The following is a 20,181-nucleotide window of genomic DNA, read 5'->3' as shown; positions in this document are numbered from 1 at the left end:
ACGGTCGCCATCGACACTATCCAGCCAACAATCGATACAATCCTGACAACCGCGCGTTACTCGGGACGATGACAGACCACGCACAGCTTGTTGCCGTCCGGGTCGCGAAAATACGCGCCATAGTAGTCGCGGTGATAGTGCGGCCGCAGGCCGGGCGGCCCTTCGCAGGCGCCGCCGTGCTGAAGCGCGAGCGCATGGCAGCGATCGACATGCGCGCGGGTCGGCGCATCGAACGCGATCGTGTGGCCGTTCCCCGGTTCGGGCGCGCGTGCGTCGAGCGGCTTGCCGAAGAAGAACAGCGGCCGGTCGGCGTCGGCCGGCATCCAACCCGTCCAGCCGTCCGGTTCGTGGAATTTGACGCGCAGCCCGAGTTCCGCGAACAGCGGCGCGTAGAAATCGTAGGCGCGCGCCGTATCGCCGACGCCCACGCAAACATGTGAAAACATGGCATCGCTCCGTCGTGAAGATTCGCTCACGATCATGCCACGGCGCGCTGCCCGCCCCTTCCGGAGGCCGCGATGAAACCGCAATACGAACATGTGACGTTCGCGTCTGGCTGTTCGATCCGCGTGTATCACCGTCAGCTCGCGCGCATTCCGTTCGAGTGGCATCGCCATCCCGAGTACGAACTGACGCTGACGCTCAACAGCCGCGGCCAGCGCTTCATCGGCGATCACGTCGCGCGCTACGCGGACGACGATCTCGTGCTCGTGCCGCCGAACCTGCCGCATACGTGGTCGTCGAACGCGCGCATCGACCGCGACGCGCCCGAGGTCGCGCTCGTCGTCTGGTTCGACGGAGACTGGGTACGGCGGCTGGCCGACTGCTGCCCCGAATACGCACCGCTGCGCTCGCTGCTGCGGCGTGCGGCGTCCGGCCTGCGCTTCGACGTGGAGACGGCCCGCGCGATGCGCGCGCGGCTGCCGCGGTTGCTCGATCCATCGCCGCGCGTGCGGCTCGCGGCGACGCTCGATACGCTTGCCGACCTCGCGGAAGCCGGCGGCGAACCGCTCGCCACCGCGCAGGCGTACGACCGGCCCGACGGCGCCGCCTCGCCCGCCGACCCGGCCGCCCCCGAAGCCGAACGCCTCGACCGCGTGCTCGACGCGATCGACCGGCAGTTCCACGAACCGCTGCGCATCGACGCGCTCGCGGCCGTCGCACACCTGTCCGAACGCACGCTGCAGCGGCTCTTCGCGCGCCATCTCGGCGAAAGCGTCGGCCGCTACGTGCAACGGCTGCGGCTCGCGCACGCGTGCCGCCATCTCGTCGGCACCGAGTGGCCGATCGCGACGGTGGCCGCGCGCTGCGGCATTCCGAATGCCGCGAACTTCAACCGCCAGTTCCTCGCCGCACGCGGCATGACGCCCGGTGCGTACCGGCAGTTCTTCAAGCAGCACGGCCACGCCCCCGACGACGAAGCGCCCGCGCTCGACACACGGCCGCCGTCGCTGGAGCGCCGCGCCGGATCGCGTATCGCCTGATCGGCACCGCACGCCTGAACGGCCTCGATCCCGACGAGTGCGAGCCAAATGGCGCCCGCACCTTCGATTCGACTTCGCGCGCGATCAGCGCGCATCTGCTGCCAGAGGTTCTGCTCGCGCCGGCCCAGCTCATCGCGCATGCGGAAGAATGCCTTCACAGGCGCAATCTTTAGTTGCACTCCTCCCGGTCAATTACCGCTTCCGGATTGAAGCGTTCTCCGGTTCGCGTTTCATGCTTTTATTGCGCGTGAGTGAGGCTTCCGGGTCGGCGTACATCATTAATATCGGCGCTACACCTTGTGTTAACCGGAGAAACCACATGACGAGCAGCAACAACTTGTCTCGAGTTACGTACGGCAACAGCGCTTACACGACTGATTTTCATGAACCGTACCCAGCGCCCGGCTCGGGGGCAGGGTCGGGGACCGGGCCCGCCTCTCACACGCAGCCTCCTATCCATGGGATGCCTCCGGCATTCAACGGGCGTCCATCTTCCGCGCCAACGACGACTAATCCCGCGTTTGCCGGCACCTATGGCAGCGTAAGGCGACACGGTATCCTTTCTCAAGACCAGATGCGAGATCAGCACATTACATTTAATCAATCACACGACGGTCAAGTGGCGCGGAGCGATATCGATGTTACCCGGATACACGGTAGCCCGGATCCTCAACAGAGGGCGCGCGCCGCGCGCATGGCCGTGGAAAACCCTGCGCATGGGGCGCTGTCCGTCGCGCTCGAGCGCCATGGATACGGCCCGCTGCATACTGAAACACACGCGCCATCAACCGAAGAGGTGCTTCGCTCGTTGAGTCCCCAACAACGTCAAGATTTTGAGGCAGCGAAGGAGTACGCGAAGGAGTCCGGTATGACGCCTGAGGACCTTCTCAAGATGATGGCGACGGATCAACGAACAACAAGTTTGTCGCCGCAGGGGCAATCGCAGGCCTACCATCGGATGCAGAGTACTTTTATGGTAACAGCGCACGCCAGTGCCCCAGCGGCCTACGCATCCCCGTACGAAGACACCCGTCGCAGTATTCCGCCGTCAGAGTTTCGTGGCGTTTACGTCCCGCAATCGCATGCGCACACCGCTCGTCAGGTTGATCGGGAATTAGCCGCGCGTCAGCCGGTATATCCGCCGGCCGTGGCCGTGCCGGATCAACCCGGAATGAACCCATATTATCAGGCGTCAAATGGTAGCCAGCATCAGGTCCATGGTGTTCAAGCTCCTGACTATTACAATGCCCTTAGAACCCAGCTCAGTTCCGAGGCCGACTATGACGCGCACATCGTAAAGACCGGCATTCGGCGCGAATGGTAAGAACGCCTTTAGCGAATCGGCAACGAACGTTGGGAGCGTAAAGCATGGCGTTGACATCCTCCCTGCCCGAAGGCAGCGGAGGATGTCAATTCCATTGCACCTCTGATGGGAATCAGATTGCCCGTGTCGCACGCTCATGAACAGACGGTGTGCATCGAGCGCTTACCTCGCACCAGCGTCGGCCGCACAAATGAAAACACCCCGGCGGGATGACCCGTCGGGGTGTCGTGGCGTGGCGATTGCCGGACGCGAGCGGCCTGACGGCCGTTCGCGCCGCGCACGGTTTAACGTGCGTTGAGCGGCTTCGCTTCGCGCGGCGTGTCGCCGATGAACAGCTGACGCGGACGGCCGATCTTCTGCTCCGGATCCGCAATCATTTCGTTCCACTGCGCGATCCAGCCGACCGTACGCGCCATTGCGAAGATACACGTGAACATCGACGTCGGGATGCCCAGCGCGCGCTGAACGATGCCCGAGTAGAAGTCGACGTTCGGGTACAGCTTGCGCGACACGAAGTATTCGTCTTCCAGCGCGATCTTCTCGAGCTGCATCGCGAGCTTGAACAGCGGGTCGTCGTGCAGGCCGAGTTCGTTCAGCACTTCGTAGCACGTTTCGCGCATCAGCTTCGCACGCGGGTCGTAGTTCTTGTACACGCGGTGACCGAAGCCCATCAGCTTCACGCCCGAATTCTTGTCCTTCACCTGCTTGATGAATTCGGGGATGTTGTCCGGCGAACCGATCTGCTCGAGCATGTTCAGCGCGGCTTCGTTCGCACCGCCGTGCGCCGGGCCCCACAGACACGCGATACCGGCGGCGATACACGCGAACGGGTTCGCGCCCGACGAGCCGGCCAGGCGGACCGTCGACGTCGATGCGTTCTGCTCGTGATCGGCGTGCAGGATCAGGATACGGTCGAGCGCGCGGACGAGCACGTCGTTGACCTTGTACTCTTCGCACGGGTTCGAGAACATCATGTGCATGAAGTTCGCGCTGTACGACAGTTCGTTCTTCGGATAGACGAACGGCTGGCCGATGCTGAACTTGTATGCCATCGCGACGAGCGTCGGCAGCTTCGCGATCATGCGGATCGCCGACACTTCGCGGTGACGCGGGTCGTTGATGTCGAGCGAGTCGTGATAGAACGCCGACAGCGCGCCGACGGCCGCGACCAGCACCGCCATCGGGTGCGCGTCGCGACGGAAGCCGCGGAAGAAGAAGTGCATCTGCTCGTGCACCATCGTGTGCTTGGTGACGGTGTCGACGAACTCCTTCTTCTGCGCCGCGTTCGGCAGTTCGCCCTTCAGCAGCAGGTAGCAGCTTTCGAGGAAGTCGGCGTTTTGCGCGAGGTTGTCGATCGGGTAACCGCGGTACAGCAGCTCGCCCTTGTCGCCGTCGATGTACGTGATCGCCGAATTACAAGCTGCCGTCGACATGAAGCCCGGGTCGTACGTGAACTTGCCGGTCTGGCCGTACAGCTTGCGGATGTCGATTACGTCCGGGCCCATCGTGCCCTTGTAGATCGGCAGTTCGACGCTCGGCGAGTTGTCGCTGAACGATAGCGTGGCTTTAACATCAGACGGAGTCATGGCACATCCTCAATCGAAATAAAGAAACGGGATTCGATAACGGGCACAGCGTGTTACACCTTGGCGTTACACGTTGCGCAGCATCTCCAACAGCCGGTGAATCTCCGGGCTGTCTAGGTCGCCCTCTGGTTCCTTGCGCGCGAGGAGCAAGTCCATCAGGTCGTTGTCGCTCAGATCGAGCAGGCGCGACAACGCGCCTACGTCTGCATCGGTGAGGTCATGCTCGTATCGGCTGAAGAAACGCTCGAATACGATGTCGTTCTCCAGCAGACCCCGCCGCGCGCGCCAGCGAAGGCGCGCGCGGCGGTGCGGGTCGGATTGATGCGAATCGTCGCTCATCGAGCTTTATACCGCGCGGCGAACCATCAGTTCCTTGATCTTGCCGATCGCCTTCGTCGGGTTCAGGCCCTTCGGGCAAACGTCGACGCAGTTCATGATCGTGTGGCAACGGAACAGACGGTACGGGTCTTCCAGGTTGTCGAGACGCTCGCCGGTAGCCGTGTCGCGGCTGTCCGCGATGAAGCGGTAAGCCTGCAGCAGGCCGGCCGGGCCGACGAACTTGTCCGGGTTCCACCAGAAGCTCGGGCACGACGTCGAGCAGCTCGCGCACAGAATGCACTCGTACACGCCGTCGAGCTCGTCGCGCTCTTCCGGCGACTGGAGGCGTTCCTTCTCCGGCGGCGGCGCGTCGTTGATCAGGTACGGCTTGATCGAGTGGTACTGGTTGAAGAAGTGCGTCATGTCGACGATCAGGTCACGCACGACGGGCAGGCCCGGCAGCGGACGCAGCACGATCTTCTGCGGCAGGTCGTTCAGGTTCGTCAGGCATGCGAGACCGTTCTTGCCGTTGATGTTCATCGCGTCCGAACCGCACACGCCTTCGCGGCACGAACGGCGGAACGACAGCGTCTCGTCCAGTGCCTTCAGCTTGACCAGCGCGTCGAGCAGCATGCGCTCATGCTGGATCTCGAGCTCGTACGTCTGCATGCGCGGCGCTGCGTCCTTGTCCGGATCGTAGCGGTAGACTTCAAAAATGCGTTTTGCCATTTCGGATTCCTTTGACTCGGCTTAGAACGTGCGCGGCTTCGGCGGCACGGATTCGACCGTCAGCGGCTTCATTTGAACCGGCTTGTAGTCGAGGCGATCGCCTTCGCTGTACCACAGCGTGTGGCGCAGCCAGTTGTCGTCGTCGCGGTGTTCGTAGTCGCTGTGCGCGTGCGCGCCACGGCTTTCCTTGCGCGCTTCCGCCGACACCATCGTCGCGCGGGCCACTTCGATCAGGTTCTCCAGCTCGAGCGCTTCGACGCGCGCGGTGTTGAACACCTTCGACTTGTCCTTCAGGTGGATGTTGTCCACGCGCGCCTTCAGGCCGGCCATCTGGTCGACGCCTTCCTTCAGCAGCGCCGACGTGCGGAACACGCCTGCGTGCTTCTGCATCGTCGCGCGGATGTCGTTCGCGACGTCCTGCGTGTACTCGCCCGAGCTCGACTTGTCGAGCTTGTTCAGGCGCGCCAGCGAGAACTCGCCCGCATCGGCCGGCAGCGGCTTGTGTTCCTTCTGGTTCTTCACGTGCTGAACGATGTGGTTGCCGGCCGCACGGCCGAACACCACGAGGTCCAGCAGCGAGTTCGTGCCGAGACGGTTCGCACCGTGCACCGACACGCACGAGCATTCGCCCACTGCGTAGAAACCGTTGATCGGTTCCTTGTGATCGCGCGACGTGCCGACGACCTGACCGTGGATGTTGGTCGGGATGCCGCCCATCTGGTAGTGGATCGTCGGGACGACCGGGATCGGTTCCTTGATCGCGTCGACGTTCGCGAACTTCAGCGCGATTTCGCGGATCGACGGCAGACGCTTCATGATCGTCTCGGCACCGATGTGCGACAGGTCGAGCAGCACGTGATCCTTGTTCGGACCGACGCCGCGACCTTCCTTGATTTCCTGGTCCATCGAACGCGACACGAAATCGCGCGGCGCCAGATCCTTCAGCGTCGGCGCGTAGCGCTCCATGAAGCGCTCGCCGTTCGCGTTGCGCAGGATACCGCCTTCGCCGCGCACGCCTTCGGTGATCAGCACGCCCGCGCCGGCCACGCCGGTCGGGTGGAACTGCCAGAACTCCATGTCCTGCAGCGCGACGCCCGAGCGGGCCGCCATGCCGAGGCCGTCGCCGGTGTTGATGAACGCGTTCGTCGACGCCGCGAAGATCCGGCCAGCGCCGCCCGTCGCGAACAGCGTCGTCTTGCCTTCCATGATGTAGACGTCGCCCGTCTCCATCTCGAGGGCCGTCACGCCGAGCACGTCGCCGTCCGCGTCGCGGATCAGGTCGAGCGCCATCCATTCGACGAAGAACTGCGTCTTCGCCTCGACGTTCTGCTGGTACAGCGTGTGCAGCAGCGCGTGACCGGTACGGTCGGCGGCCGCGCAAGCGCGCTGGACCGGCTTCTCGCCGTAGTTCGCGGTGTGGCCGCCGAACGGGCGCTGGTAGATCGTGCCGTCCGCGTTGCGGTCGAACGGCATGCCGAAGTGCTCGAGTTCGTACACGACGTTCGGCGCTTCACGGCACATGAACTCGATCGCGTCCTGGTCGCCGAGCCAGTCGGAGCCCTTGATCGTGTCGTAGAAGTGGAAGTGCCAGTTGTCTTCGCTCATGTTGCCGAGCGACGCGCCGATACCGCCTTGCGCGGCCACCGTGTGCGAACGCGTCGGAAACACCTTCGACAGCACGCCGACCGACAGGCCCGCGCGCGACAGTTGCAGCGCTGCGCGCAAGCCGGAGCCGCCTGCGCCGACGATCACGACGTCAAACTTGCGGCGCGGGAGGGAAGTTTTGATTGCAGCCATTCTTTACACTCTCCAGAGAATCTGCGCGGCGTAGCCCGCACATGCGAGCAGCCAGACGATGGTCAGCGATTGCAGCAGCAGGCGCACACCGACGGGCTTCACGTAGTCCATCCAGATGTCGCGCACGCCGACCCATGCGTGGTAGAAGAGGGAAAGCAGCATCACGAAGGTCGCGAGCTTCATCCATTGCGCGGCGAAGATCGATGCCCAGCCTTCGTACGAAAAATCGTGCGCGCCGAAGAACAGGACGAGCAGAATGACCGTGTAGACCGCCATGATCGTGGCGGTGACGCGCTGCGCGAGCCAGTCGCGCAGGCCGTAGTGAGCGCCGACGACGAGGCGCTTCGAGCCGATTCGGTTGTTGGCTGCCATTTTCTTAGAATGCTCCGAACAGTTTGAGTGCCATGGCGATCGTCAGCGCGATCGAGACGACAAAGACGACGACGGCCGTCCGCTTGCCGCCTTCCTTCGAGACGGCGTCGTGGTTGACGTCCATCAGCAGGTGGCGAATGCCGGCGCAGAAATGGTGAAAGAAGGCCCACGACAACGCGAGGACGATCAGCTTGACGACGATGTTGGAGAGGAAAGCCTTGAAGACTTCGAAGCTGAGCTCGGAGGTGAGGCTCTGGTCGAAGAGGAACAGCAGGAACGGCAGGAACAGGAACAGCAGCGCGCCGCTGACTCGGTGGAGAATCGACAATATCGCCGCCAAGGGCATGCGATATTTCAACGTGATGTCGCCGATTCCGATGTTCCGGTATTCCGGCCTCGGCTTTCTTACTGCGTCAGTCATGCTAGACCCCTACTATGTTGTCACACTAATCCGCGATTTTAGCGCCTTTTTATATCGCGCTGCAGCGAAAGTCTGCTCTGGATAATTGCGCGAACACGAACAAAGGCGGCCCGAAACGTGCTTCGCGAGCGTGGGAAACGCGAATGCACGCGGCTGAGCCGAACGTCGTCAGCTCAAGTCATTCTGATAGTAGTACCCGGTTGTGACATACCAGCCGCGACGCACTTCCACCGGCCGGTCCCCATATGTATAGGACACGCGCTCGACCGACAGCAGCGGGAAGCCCGCCGGCACGTGCAGCAGGTCGGCCACCGCCGGATCCGCCGCGACCGCGCGGATCTTCTCCGTCGCGCGGATCATCCGCGTCCCGAACTCCGTCTCGAACATCGCGTAGAGCGGCCCCTTGTACTCGCTCAGCCGCTCGAACGTCAGCCCGCGGAACATCGCGCCCGGCAGCCAGATCTCGTCGAGCACCGTCACCTCGCTGTCGAATTCCAGCAGGCGGCGCACCTGCACGACGGGATCGGCCGGCTTCAGGTCGAGCTGCCGCGCGATCTCGGCCGGCGCGCGCAGGCGCCGGCATTCGAGCAGCCGGCTCACGTGCGGGTGCTCGGCGCCGTCGTCGGCCAGCAGGCGCAGAAAGCGGAATTGCGCGCGATCTTCGTTGTGCGTTGCAACAAAAGTGCCCTTGCCCTGCCGCCGGACCACGAGGTTTTCGGCGGCCAGCTCGTCGATCGCCTTGCGCACGGTGCCCTGGCTGACCTTGTAACGGGCCGCGAGCTCCACTTCGCTGGGGATGATCTCGCCGGGCTTCCATTCGCCGGATTCGAGACTTTGCGTGATCAACGACTTGATCTGCTGGTATAACGGGCTGAACGTCGGCGACGCGGAGGCCGCGGGCGAGGCTGCGGGATCGCCCGCGCCCGGCTGCCCTGGGCCGCCTGCGCCGGTCTGATTCGCGGTGTTCGCCTGGTTCGATGTCATGGCGCGCATTTCATCACAAACCGCACTTTTTCGTCCACTCAATTTCCGCAAAACATCTGTCTTATATAAGACATATGATACCGTTTGACTTTGCGCGTGACGGCTCCTACACTCCCGGTCGAGCAAGGGTTCGCGGGTGCAACAGCGCGTCCCCGGCTACGTGCCACGGCCGTCTCCAGGTTCACCGCGTCTGCCATCGCGAGTCCTCCGCCCTGCTTCAATGCAACGCTACGCACAACGCGCATAGAATGGCGTTTTCGCTCGCGTCCAACGCTTCACCCGTCCTGGAGATTTTCAATGGCTAAGCCCGCAAAGCGCGTTGCCGTCACCGGCGCCGCAGGTCAAATCGCTTACTCCCTGCTGTTCCGCATCGCGAACGGCGACCTGCTCGGCAAGGACCAGCCGGTCATCCTGCAACTGCTCGACCTCCCGCAAGCCCAAGGCGCCGTCAAGGGCGTCGTGATGGAACTCGACGATTGCGCGTTCCCGCTGCTCGCAGGCGTCGTGATCACCGACGATCCGAAGGTTGCATTCAAGGATGCAGACGTCGCGCTGCTGGTCGGTGCGCGTCCGCGCTCGAAGGGCATGGAGCGCAAGGACCTGCTGTCGGCGAACGCCGAAATCTTCACGGTTCAGGGCGCCGCGCTGAACGAAGTCGCGAGCCGCGACGTGAAGGTGCTGGTCGTCGGCAACCCGGCGAACACGAACGCGTACATCGCGATGAAGTCGGCGCCGGATCTGCCGAAGAAGAACTTCACGGCCATGCTGCGCCTCGACCACAACCGCGCGCTGTCGCAGCTCGCCGCCAAGTCGGGCAAGCCGGTCGCGTCGATCGAGAAGCTCGCCGTGTGGGGCAACCACTCGCCGACGATGTACCCGGACTTCCGCTTCGCGACCGCCGAAGGCGAATCGCTGCTGAAGCTGATCAACGACGACGTGTGGAACCGCGACACGTTCATCCCGACCGTCGGCAAGCGCGGCGCGGCGATCATCGAAGCGCGCGGCCTGTCGTCGGCCGCATCGGCAGCCAACGCGGCGATCGACCACGTGCGTGACTGGGTGCTCGGCACGAACGGCAAGTGGGTCACGATGGGCATCCCGTCGGACGGCTCGTACGGCATCCCCGAAGACATCATCTACGGCGTGCCGGTCACCTGCGAAAACGGTGAATACAAGCGCGTCGAAGGCCTGGAAATCGACGCGTTCTCGCGCGAGAAGATGGACGGCACGCTGGCCGAGCTGCTCGAAGAGCGCGACGGCGTCGCCCACCTGCTGAAGAACTAAGCATCACGCATCGAGCCGGGCAGCCTTCGGGCGCCGGCTTCGGCAGGGCCGGCATGCTGCCGGCCCTGCCGACCGATCCGATTCGCGCACGTTTTGCCGCCGCGCACCGGCCCAGAGCCTGCCCGAATCCGATTTCCGCCACGTTGACCCGCTTCCCTGACGTAGAAGAGATGGCCGCGCTCACTCCTGCACAAGTGCTGTACGACGGGGCGTCCCCGCCCGCGATCCTGCCCTGCTGCGATCACTACGCGGGCAGCGAGAAGCTGATGCGCAAGTCGCTCGCGCTGCAGGCCGAGCTGGGTCCCGTGTTCGACCTCACGCTCGACTGCGAGGACGGCGCGGCCGTCGGCCAGGAAGCCGCGCACGCGGCGCTCGTCGCCGACCTGCTCGGCAGCGTCGAGAACCGCTTCGGCCGCGTCGGCGTCCGCATCCACGACTTTTCCCACCCGCACTGGCGCGACGACGTGCGCATCGTGCTGCGTGCATCGCGCGCCCCCGCCTACATCACGCTGCCGAAGATCGCGAGCGCCGCCGACGCGGCCGAAATGACCGCGTTCATCGAAGGCACGCGCCGCGAGCTCGGCATCGCGCAGCCGATCCCGGTCGACGTGCTGATCGAGACGCACGGCGCGCTCGCGCAGGCGGCCGCCCTCGCCGCGCTGCCGACGGTCGGCACGCTGAGCTTCGGGCTGATGGATTTCGTCTCCGCGCACCACGGCGCGATTCCCGATTCCGCGATGCGCTCGCCCGGTCAGTTCGATCACCCGCTCGTGCGCCGCGCGAAGCTCGAAATCGCCGCCGCCTGTCACGCGCACGGCAAGACGCCGTCGCACAACGTGACCACGGAAGTACGCGACATGGCCGTCGTCGCCGGCGACGCCCGCCGCGCGCGCGACGAATTCGCGTTCACGCGGATGTGGAGCATCCACCCGGCGCAGATCCGCCCGATCGTCGACGCGTTCGCGCCGCGCATCGACGAAGTCACGCTGGCCGCCGAGATCCTGCTGGCCGCGCAGGCCGCCGACTGGGGCCCGACGCGCCACGGTGATACGCTGCACGATCGCGCGAGTTATCGTTATTACTGGTCGGTGCTGCGCCGTGCGCGGGCCACCGGCCAGCCCGTACCGGACGAGGCCGCACCGCTGTTCGACCGGGCCGCCGCGGGCGTCGCGCCGTAAGCACGCACCGCCCGTCGATACACGCGGTCCATGCATTCGACGTTTCGCAAACCGGACAGACGTTTGCGAAACGACAAAAAACGTAACGGAGCCCGAAAACCTGATATATGCGCGGCCAAATAGGTGAAAATAGCGGCCGCTGCGCGCTTTCGGGGCGCGTGCAGTTTCAAACCGGCCGGCAGTTTCGATTGCCGGCCCTTGTCAACTGATTATCGAAAGGTTCTGACTCCATGAAGAAACTCCTGATCGCTACCGCCATCGGCGCCTTGTCCGCCACGATGCTGGTGTCGGCTCCGAGCGCGTTTGCCCAGGGTACGGCCACCACGACCGCGAAGAAGGCCACGGCCAAGCGCCCGGCGCCGGCCAAGCGCATCATCCCGCGCAGCAAGAAGGCGCAGGCACGCGCGGCCGCCAAGGTCGATCCGGTACCGGACGGCGCGGTCAAGTGGTCCTGTAAGGAAGGTCTGTCGTTCGACCTCGCCGGCGACATGAAGCGCGACCAGGTCGTCACGGTTCACTGGGCGAAGAAGAACTACAAGCTGCCGCGTCAAGCCACGACGACGGGCGCCGACACGTTCTACGATCCGGCCGCAGGCTTCAAGCTGGTCGTGATCCCGACCAAGGCGATGCTGTTCTCCGACGCCAACGGCGGCGAGCGCCTCGCGGACGAATGCGTGACGCCGGAAATGGCGCAAGGCACGGCAGCACCGACGCAGTCGAACGAGCTGAAGCCGGCAACGAACTAAGCGCGTTCCCCCCGGCCCCTCGATGTCCGCCCCGGTCTCCAACGTCCGCCCCGCGCCGGATTCGGTACTCGTCGACATCGTCGACTACGTGCTGAACACCGGCATCGACAGCGCGCTCGCGCTGGAGACGGCGCGTCATTGCCTGATCGACACGCTCGGATGCGGACTCGAGGCGCTGTCCTACCCTGCCTGCACCAAGCTGCTCGGCCCCGTCGTGCCCGGCACGATCGTGCCGAACGGCGCGAAGGTGCCCGGCACGTCCTTCCAGCTCGATCCCGTCCAGGCCGCTTTCGACATCGGCGCGATGATCCGCTGGCTGGACTTCAACGACACCTGGCTCGCCGCCGAATGGGGTCATCCGTCCGACAACCTCGGCGGAATCCTGGCGACAGCCGACTGGCTCTCCCGCACGGCCCGCGCGGCCGGCCGCAAGCCGCTCGCGATGCGCGACGTGCTGGTCGGGATGATCCAGGCCCACGAGATCCAGGGCTGCCTCGCCCTCGAGAATGCGTTCAACGCGGTCGGGCTCGACCACGTGCTGCTCGTGAAGGTCGCGTCGACGGCCGTCGTCGGGCGCCTGCTCGGGCTCACGCGCGACGAGCTGATCAACGCGGTGTCCAACGCGTTCGTCGACGGCCACGCACTGCGGACCTACCGCCATGCGCCGAACACCGGTTCGCGCAAATCCTGGGCGGCCGGCGACGCGACGTCCCGCGCGGTGCGCCTCGCGCTGATCGCGAAGACGGGTGAAATGGGCTATCCGTCGGCGCTCACCGCCAGGACCTGGGGCTTCTACGACGTGCTGTTCGACGGCAAGCCGTTCCGCTTCCAGCGCCCGTACGGCACGTACGTGATGGAAAACGTGCTGTTCAAGATCGCGTTCCCCGCCGAATTCCATGCGCAGACGGCCGCCGAGGCCGCGCTGCAACTGCACGCGCAGCTCGCCGCGGCGGGCCGCACGACCGACGACGTCGGCCGGATCACGATCCGCACGCACGCGGCCGCGCTCCGCATCATCGACAAGCAGGGCCCGCTCGCCAATCCGGCCGACCGCGACCACTGCATCCAGTACATGGTCGCCGTGCCGCTGCTGTTCGGCCGGCTGACCGCGGCCGACTACGAAGACGCGGCCGCCGCGGACCCGCGCATCGACGCGCTGCGCGCGAGAACCGTGTGCGTCGAGGATCCGCAGTTCACGAAGGATTACCACGATCCGGACAAGCGATCGATCGCGAATGCGCTGACGATCGAGTTCAAGGACGGATCGAAGCTTGCCGAAGTGGCGGTCGAGTATCCGCTCGGCCATCGGCGGCGCCGGGCCGAAGGCGTCCCGCTCCTGGTCGAGAAGTTCAGGACCAACCTCGCCCGCCGCTTCCCGGCCAAGCAGCAACAAGCGATTCTCGACGTGTCGCTGGACCAGGCAAAGCTCGAAGCGATGCCGGTCGATGAGTACGTCGACTTGTATGTGATATAGCCGTCAGATACAGGACACGTAGTTTCCTAGCCTTAAACCCAGGAAAATCACCATGGCCCACAATCTCCACAAGACCCTCAAGGAATTCGACAGCGGTTCCGGCAAAGGCAAGTTCTACTCGCTGCCGCAGCTCGGCAAGGAACTGAAGACGAAGATCGAACGCCTGCCGGTGTCGATCCGCATCGTGCTCGAGTCCGTGCTGCGCAACTACGACGGCAAGAAGATCACCGAGGAGCACATCGAGCAGCTCGCGAACTGGAAGCCGACCGCGAAGCGCGTCGACGAGATCCCGTTCGTCGTGTCGCGCGTCGTGCTGCAGGATTTCACGGGCGTGCCGCTGCTCGCCGACATCGCGGCCATGCGCGGCGTCGCGGAGCGCACGGGCAAGAACCCGAAGAAGATCGAACCGCTGGTCCCGGTCGATCTCGTCGTCGACCACTCGGTCCAGATCGACTACTTCCGCCAGAAGGACGCGCTCGACCTGAACATGAAGCTGGAATTCCAGCGCAACAACGAGCGCTACCAGTTCATGAAGTGGGGCATGCAGGCGTTCGACACGTTCAAGGTCGTGCCGCCGGGCGTGGGCATCGTCCACCAGGTGAACCTCGAGTATCTGGCGCGCGGCGTCCACAAGAAGACCGACGGCGCCGACACCGTGTACTACCCGGACACCCTCGTGGGTACGGACAGCCACACGACGATGATCAACGGCATCGGCGTGGTCGGCTGGGGCGTGGGCGGCATCGAGGCCGAAGCCGGCATGCTCGGCCAGCCGGTGTACTTCCTGACGCCGGACGTCGTCGGCGTCGAGCTGAAAGGCAAGCTGCGCGAAGGCGTGACGGCCACCGACCTGGTGCTGACGATCACCGAAATGCTGCGCAAGGAGAAGGTCGTCGGCAAGTTCGTCGAATTCTTCGGCGAAGGCACGCGCTCGCTGTCGCTGCCGGACCGCGCGACGATCGGCAACATGGCGCCGGAATACGGCGCGACGATGGGCTTCTTCCCCGTCGACGAAAAGACGATCGACTACTTCGAAGGCACGGGCCGCACGAAGGCCGAAATCGCCGCGTTCGAAAACTACTTCAAGGCGCAGAACCTGTTCGGCATCCCGAAGGCCGGCGACATCGACTACACGAAGGTCGTGACGCTGGATCTGACGACGGTCGCGCCGTCGCTGGCCGGCCCGAAGCGCCCGCAGGACCGGATCGAGATCGGCAACGTCAAGTCGACGTTCACCGACCTGTTCTCGAAGCCGGTCGCGGAAAACGGCTTCGCGAAGAAGGCGGAAGACCTGACCGTGCAATACACGACGAGCAACGGCGTCGACGTGAAGAACGGCGACATCCTGATCGCCGCGATCACGTCGTGCACGAACACGTCGAACCCGAGCGTGCTGCTGGCCGCCGGCCTGCTCGCGAAGAAGGCGGTCGAGGCCGGCCTCACGGTCGATCCGAAGATCAAGACCTCGCTCGCGCCGGGATCGCGCATCGTCACCGAGTACCTGACGAAGACGGGCCTGCTGCCCTACCTGTCGAAGCTCGGCTTCGAAGTCGCGGCGTACGGCTGCACGACCTGTATCGGCAACGCGGGCGACCTGACGCCGGAGCTGAACGAAGCGATCACGAAGAACGACATCGTCGCGGCGGCCGTGCTGTCGGGCAACCGTAACTTCGAAGCGCGTATCCACCCGAACATCCGCGCGAACTTCCTCGCGTCGCCGCCGCTCGTCGTCGCGTACGCGATCGCCGGCAACATCACGCGCGACCTGATGACCGAACCGGTCGGCAAGGGCAAGGGCGGCCGCGACATCTACCTCGGCGACATCTGGCCGACCAGCGAAGAGATCCACGCGCTGCTCAAGTTCGCGCTCGATCCGAAGAAGTTCGAGGACAACTACTCGAAGCTGACCAAGAAGGGCGACCTCTGGAGCAAGATCGAAGGCGAGACGGGCGAGGTCTACGACTGGCCGAAGTCGACGTACATCGCCGAGCCGCCGTTCTTCGGCAACGACTTCTCGATGGAACCGGCCGCGTCGATCCCGACGGTCAAGGGCGCGCGCGCACTGGGCATCTTCGGCGATTCGGTCACGACCGACCACATCAGCCCGGCAGGCTCGATCAAGGAAGACTCGCCGGCAGGCAAGTGGCTGAAGGAAAACGGCGTGCAGAAGGCCGACTTCAACAGCTACGGCTCGCGCCGCGGCAACCACGACGTGATGATGCGCGGCACGTTCGCGAACGTCCGGATCAAGAACCTGATGATCCCGGCGAAGGCGGACGGCACGCGCGTCGAAGGCGGCCTGACGATCCACCAGCCGAGCGGCGAACAGCAGTCGATCTATGATGCAGCGATGCAGTACGTGGCCGCCGGCACGCCGACCGTCGTGTTCGCGGGCGAAGAATACGGCACGGGCTCGTCGCGCGACTGGGCCGCGAAGGGCACGCAGCTGCTCGGCGTGAAGGCCGTGATCGCACGCAGCTTCGAGCGGATCCACCGCTCGAACCTGGTCGGCATGGGCGTGCTGCCGCTGCAGTTCAAGGGCTCGGACAGCGTCCAGTCGCTCGGCATCACCGGTGAAGAGACGTACGACATCGAAGGCCTCGGCGACGACTTCAAGCCGCAGCAGGACGTCACGCTCGTGATTCACCGCAAGAACGGCGAAACGCAACGCGTGCCGGTGCTGCTGCGCATCGATACGCCGATCGAAGTCGACTACTACAAGCACGGCGGGATCCTGCCGTTCGTGCTGCGCTCGCTGCTCGCAGCGTAAGCGCGCGGCTTTTGCAGGTGCCGCAGCCGCCTCGCGGGCGGTTGCGGCCGATTTGGATGCCCGACCTCGTGTCGGGCTTTTTTTCGCCTGTGCTTGATGCGGCCTTACGCCGCCTTGTCGCCGCGCGCCTTCGCGGCGGCCCCTCGTGCGTTCTTCTTCAGATGCGTGCGGTTGTATTCGATCGCCGCGCGCACGAGGTGCTTCAACGCCCGCTTGTCGATCTTGTCGCCTTCGAAGAAATCGATCGCGCGCCGCGCATTGCCTTCGAGACCATCGTTGAACAACTGGTCGGGATCGGGCAGTTTCGCACCGTGCATGAACGTCAGCTTCACCTTGCCCTTGTGCGCATTCGCAACCGCGATCATCCCGTCGCACGACCACACGGGGCTGCCCATCCACTTCCATTCCTCGACGATGCCTTCGTCGGCCGCGAGGATCGTCTGGCGAAGCTCGGCGAACGTCTTGCGGCGCCAGTCGGTGATGCCGGCGATCAGTGCGTCGATGCGCTCGGACGGTTGCAGCTCCGTTGCACTCATGCGCGGGCCTCCGTTTGCGTGTCAGGACGCGACAACACCTGTTCGAGCGACTCGAAAAACCGTACCCAGCCATACTGCGCGCCGCGGTACGCCTGCTCCTGGTCGGGGCGGAAGCCGACCTGCTCCATGCGCAGGTGCGTGCCGGCCGGCGTCGGCGTGAGCGTCCACGTGACGACGCTTTCGAGGCCGTGGGCCGCCCACGAATAGGACAGCGTACGGTGCGGCTCGATCGCGAGGACCGTGCAGTCGACCGAGCCCCAGTCCGCGCGAAAGGTGAATGCACGGCCCGCGACGGGCTCGAAGTCGCTCTTCATCAGCCACGCCTCGATCAGGTGCGGTTGCGTGAGCGCACGCCAGATCTTCTCCGGCGGATGCGGCAGCTCGCGGTCGACGACGACGGAGCGCGTTTCGGTAGTGGCTTGGTTCATTACTGATCCATCCTTTTGAGCAGATCTTCGAGGGCATCGAACCGGTTCTGCCAGAAGCCTGCCATCTGGCTCGTCCAGTCGATCAGCGGGGCCAGCGCCTGCGGCTGTGCGCTGTAGTGCGTCTGCCGGCCTTCGTGACGGTCGTTCACGAGCCCGGCTTGCTTCAGTACGCCCAAATGCTTCGATACCGCCGGCTGCGACACGCCCGCATGGGCGGTCAGCGCGGCAACCGTCAGCTCGCCCTCCGCGCAGAGCCGCTCGAAAAGCGCGCGGCGCGTGGGGTCGGCGAGTGTCCGGAAAAGCGTGTCCTGAGCGTTTTGCATATCCTTCAATCCATAACCTTATGGTTATGGATTGAAGGATATGCGCTGATCGGCACGCGTCAAGGCGGGATTTCATGAATGACGTGGCCCGATCCCGAGCGACCGGCGCGTGCGTCGCACCGGCTCTCGTCGACGCCCGATTCGAGCATTTCCTCTAATCCGCGATGCCGCCGCGCGATCCGAAAGCGGCCTGCAAGACTGGCCGATGCGCTGTTCCACAGTTCGGGAAACGTCCGAGCTCCCCCGGCCCCGTTGTTGTGCATGCGCGCAACCGTTCCTGACGAGTCGCTTCCAATGACCACATAGTGCGATACGGCGTGTCGCCATTGACACGCAAACGCCATGCATCCACGCGCCCCTTCCTTCCACGACCGCGCACATTCCGCTGCCGCAACGAACGAGTCGTGCGTGTGAGCGACGCGCGTTGTCGCGCCGTCGTACCGCGAACCGGTTCCGCGCATCGGCTCCGCCATTGCCGGCGCGTCCGACGCCGTGCATGCAGTCATGCCTTCCGTTGTCAGAACTGACAGCTATGGAAAATGGCAGCTACCCGAACGGCACCGACGCCCTACGCTCGTCACCGCTCGCGGCCCCACAAGGGCCGGGGGTTCCAGTAACGTCGCCTCTCCTAAAAAGGACTCCCGATGAAAAGGAACGCCTGGTTTGCCCTTCCCCTTCCGTCGCCCCGCCGCCTCGCGTGCGTGGCACCGCTCGTGTTCGCCGCCGCAGCGGCGCACGCGGCGACGGATTGGGTCGATACTCATACGAAGGCCTTTCTGACCGGCCCGCAGTTGATGGCGCGCAGTGCGGCGCCGTCGCTCGAACTGGCAGCCGGTGAAACGACCAACGTCGTCGTCAGCCTGAAGCTGCGCAACGCCGCGCAGCTCAAGCAACTGGCGCGCGACGTGAACCGGCCCGGCAGCGCGCATTACCGCCAGTACCTGACGCACGAGCAGTTCCTCGCGAACTACGCGCCGACCGACGCGCAGGTGAAGTCGGTCGTCGATTATCTGCACAAGAGCGGCTTCACGAATGTCGAGGTCGCGCCGAACCGGCTGCTGGTCTCCGCCAGCGGCACGGCCGGCACGGTGAAGGCCGCGTTCAACACGTCGCTCGTGCACTTCGAGTACGCGGGCCGTTCGGGCTTCGCCAATACGTCGACCGCGCAAGTGCCGCGCGCGCTCGGCGACGTGGTCGGCTCGGTGCTCGGGCTGCAAAGTGTCGCGCGGGCGCGGCCGATGCTGCGCATCGGCAACGTGGCGAAGCCGCAGGCGCTCGCGGCCGGTACGGCGACGGGCCACTATCCGAAGGAATTTCCGGGCCTCTACAACGCGACCGGCGTGCCGACCGCGGCCGGCGTGACCGTCGGCATCATCACGATCGGCGGCGTATCGCAAACGCTGCAGGACCTGAAGCAGTTCACGTCGAGCAACGGCTACGGCACGGTCACCACTCAGACCGTCAAGACCAACGGCACGGGCGGCAGCTACAGCGACGATCAGGACGGCCAGGGCGAATGGGATCTCGACAGCCAGTCGATCGTGGGCTCGGCCGGCGGCCAGGTCGGCAAGCTCGTGTTCTACATGGCGGATCTCAACGCCGCCGGCAACACGGGCCTCACGCAGGCGTTCAACCGCGCGGTGTCGGACAACACCGCGAAGGTGATCAACGTGTCGCTCGGCTGGTGCGAAACCGATGCGGACGCGGACGGCACGCTCGACGCCGAGGAGCAGATCTTCACGACGGCAGCCGCGCAAGGCCAGACGTTCTCGGTATCGTCGGGCGACGAAGGCGTGTACGAGTGCAACAACCGCGGCTATCCGGACGGCTCGAACTACACGGTATCGTGGCCGGCTTCGTCGCCGCACGTGCTCGCGATCGGCGGCACGACGCTCTACACGACGTCGGCCGGCGCGTTCTCGAACGAGACGGTGTGGAACGAAGGGCTCGATTCGAACGGCAAGCTGTGGGCGACGGGCGGCGGCGTCAGCACGATCCTGCCCGCGCCGTCGTGGCAGTCGGGCAGCAATCGCCAGTTGCCGGACGTCGCGTTCGATGCCGCGCAAAGCACGGGCGCGTACATCTACAACTACGGCCAGTTGCAACAGATCGGCGGCACGAGCCTCGCCGCGCCGATCTTCACGGGCTTCTGGGCACGCCTGCTCGCGGCGAACGGCACGGGTCTCGGCTTCCCGGCCGCCAACTTCTATGCGGACATTCCGTCGCATCCGTCGCTCGTGCGCTATGACGTCGTGTCGGGTAACAACGGCTACCAGGGGTATGGCTACAAGGCCGGCACCGGCTGGGATCTGACGACCGGCTTCGGCAGCCTGAACATCGCGAACCTCAACCAGTTGATCAAGTCGGGCGGGTTCTGAGCGATGCATGAAGACCGGCGCGCGGCGATGGCTTGCCGCGCACCGGTTG

19 protein-coding genes are annotated in these 20,181 nt (G+C 64.8%); 8 read left to right on the top strand and 11 right to left on the bottom strand.

Annotation, left to right across the window (positions count from 1 at the left end):
* Positions 1–56 precede the first annotated feature (56 nt).
* Positions 57–446: a VOC family protein gene (locus CFB81_RS19280; RefSeq protein ID WP_089436196.1), complete on the bottom strand. Its 390-nt coding sequence runs from the start codon at positions 444–446 to the stop codon at positions 57–59.
* A gap of 72 nt (positions 447–518) precedes the next feature.
* Between CFB81_RS19280 and CFB81_RS19275 the strand changes: the two genes are divergently transcribed.
* Both CFB81_RS19275 and CFB81_RS35610 read left to right on the top strand, forming a co-directional pair.
* Positions 519–1,484, top strand: coding sequence for an AraC family transcriptional regulator (locus tag CFB81_RS19275; RefSeq protein WP_089436195.1), 966 nt, complete (start codon positions 519–521; stop codon positions 1,482–1,484).
* A 574-nt stretch (positions 1,485–2,058) separates the two neighbouring features.
* A complete protein-coding gene (locus tag CFB81_RS35610; RefSeq protein ID WP_143328614.1) occupies positions 2,059–2,808 on the top strand; it encodes a hypothetical protein in 750 nt (249 codons plus the stop codon).
* A 284-nt stretch (positions 2,809–3,092) separates the two neighbouring features.
* On the opposite strand, the gene gltA is transcribed toward CFB81_RS35610, so the two are convergent.
* The 7 genes from gltA to CFB81_RS19240 form a co-directional block, all read right to left on the bottom strand.
* Positions 3,093–4,394, bottom strand: coding sequence for a citrate synthase (gltA, locus tag CFB81_RS19270; RefSeq protein ID WP_027782607.1), 1,302 nt, complete (start codon positions 4,392–4,394; stop codon positions 3,093–3,095).
* 66 nt (positions 4,395–4,460) lie between these two features.
* A complete protein-coding gene (locus CFB81_RS19265; protein WP_050011290.1) occupies positions 4,461–4,733 on the bottom strand; it encodes a succinate dehydrogenase assembly factor 2 in 273 nt (90 codons plus the stop codon).
* Between the two features lie 6 nt (positions 4,734–4,739).
* A complete protein-coding gene (locus CFB81_RS19260; protein WP_006479352.1) occupies positions 4,740–5,441 on the bottom strand; it encodes a succinate dehydrogenase iron-sulfur subunit in 702 nt (233 codons plus the stop codon).
* Between the two features lie 21 nt (positions 5,442–5,462).
* Positions 5,463–7,238: a succinate dehydrogenase flavoprotein subunit gene (sdhA, locus tag CFB81_RS19255; RefSeq protein ID WP_069618471.1), complete on the bottom strand. Its 1,776-nt coding sequence runs from the start codon at positions 7,236–7,238 to the stop codon at positions 5,463–5,465.
* Between the two features lie 3 nt (positions 7,239–7,241).
* Positions 7,242–7,610 carry a succinate dehydrogenase, hydrophobic membrane anchor protein gene (sdhD, locus tag CFB81_RS19250; RefSeq protein ID WP_006487767.1) on the bottom strand — a complete coding sequence of 123 codons (369 nt, stop codon included), beginning with the start codon at positions 7,608–7,610 and terminating at the stop codon, positions 7,242–7,244.
* 4 nt (positions 7,611–7,614) lie between these two features.
* Positions 7,615–8,031 carry a succinate dehydrogenase, cytochrome b556 subunit gene (sdhC, locus tag CFB81_RS19245; protein ID WP_059582807.1) on the bottom strand — a complete coding sequence of 139 codons (417 nt, stop codon included), beginning with the start codon at positions 8,029–8,031 and terminating at the stop codon, positions 7,615–7,617.
* Positions 8,032–8,199: 168 nt separating this feature from the next.
* Positions 8,200–9,024: a GntR family transcriptional regulator gene (locus tag CFB81_RS19240; protein WP_006479356.1), complete on the bottom strand. Its 825-nt coding sequence runs from the start codon at positions 9,022–9,024 to the stop codon at positions 8,200–8,202.
* Between the two features lie 288 nt (positions 9,025–9,312).
* Between CFB81_RS19240 and CFB81_RS19235 the strand changes: the two genes are divergently transcribed.
* From CFB81_RS19235 to acnA, 5 genes are all read left to right on the top strand, one after another.
* On the top strand, positions 9,313–10,299 hold the full coding sequence (locus tag CFB81_RS19235; protein ID WP_006479357.1) for a malate dehydrogenase: 987 nt from the start codon (positions 9,313–9,315) through the stop codon (positions 10,297–10,299).
* A 170-nt stretch (positions 10,300–10,469) separates the two neighbouring features.
* On the top strand, positions 10,470–11,477 hold the full coding sequence (locus tag CFB81_RS19230; RefSeq protein WP_089436194.1) for a CoA ester lyase: 1,008 nt from the start codon (positions 10,470–10,472) through the stop codon (positions 11,475–11,477).
* 230 nt (positions 11,478–11,707) lie between these two features.
* Complete coding sequence (locus CFB81_RS19225; protein ID WP_050011294.1) at positions 11,708–12,223, top strand: hypothetical protein; 516 nt, start codon at positions 11,708–11,710, stop codon at positions 12,221–12,223.
* Positions 12,224–12,245: 22 nt separating this feature from the next.
* Complete coding sequence (locus tag CFB81_RS19220) at positions 12,246–13,697, top strand: bifunctional 2-methylcitrate dehydratase/aconitate hydratase (protein WP_089436193.1); 1,452 nt, start codon at positions 12,246–12,248, stop codon at positions 13,695–13,697.
* A gap of 52 nt (positions 13,698–13,749) precedes the next feature.
* Positions 13,750–16,467 carry an aconitate hydratase AcnA gene (gene acnA, locus CFB81_RS19215; protein WP_089436192.1) on the top strand — a complete coding sequence of 906 codons (2,718 nt, stop codon included), beginning with the start codon at positions 13,750–13,752 and terminating at the stop codon, positions 16,465–16,467.
* 104 nt (positions 16,468–16,571) lie between these two features.
* Here the strand turns inward: acnA and CFB81_RS19210 are convergent, their stop codons facing one another.
* Genes CFB81_RS19210 through CFB81_RS19200 form a run of 3 tightly spaced genes read right to left on the bottom strand, consistent with a single transcriptional unit; the run spans position 16,572 to position 17,754 of the window.
* The gene (locus CFB81_RS19210; RefSeq protein WP_089436191.1) at positions 16,572–17,003 is read right to left on the bottom strand and encodes a DUF1801 domain-containing protein; all 432 of its coding nucleotides are present in this window, start codon (positions 17,001–17,003) and stop codon (positions 16,572–16,574) included.
* On the bottom strand, positions 17,000–17,431 hold the full coding sequence (locus CFB81_RS19205; protein ID WP_089436190.1) for an SRPBCC domain-containing protein: 432 nt from the start codon (positions 17,429–17,431) through the stop codon (positions 17,000–17,002). The genes CFB81_RS19210 and CFB81_RS19205 overlap by 4 nt, the downstream gene beginning before the upstream one ends.
* On the bottom strand, positions 17,431–17,754 hold the full coding sequence (locus CFB81_RS19200; RefSeq protein WP_059837851.1) for a helix-turn-helix transcriptional regulator: 324 nt from the start codon (positions 17,752–17,754) through the stop codon (positions 17,431–17,433). The genes CFB81_RS19205 and CFB81_RS19200 overlap by 1 nt, the downstream gene beginning before the upstream one ends.
* 644 nt (positions 17,755–18,398) lie before the next feature.
* Here CFB81_RS19200 and CFB81_RS19190 point away from each other — a divergent pair.
* Positions 18,399–20,132 carry a protease pro-enzyme activation domain-containing protein gene (locus CFB81_RS19190; RefSeq protein ID WP_089436189.1) on the top strand — a complete coding sequence of 578 codons (1,734 nt, stop codon included), beginning with the start codon at positions 18,399–18,401 and terminating at the stop codon, positions 20,130–20,132.
* Positions 20,133–20,181 lie beyond the last annotated feature (49 nt).

The organism is Burkholderia sp. AU28863 (assembly GCF_002223195.1).
Taxonomy (GTDB): Bacteria; Pseudomonadota; Gammaproteobacteria; order Burkholderiales; family Burkholderiaceae; genus Burkholderia; species Burkholderia sola.
Note: the sequence above shows the minus strand (reverse complement) of the source record. Positions and strands in the feature narration are given on the sequence as shown.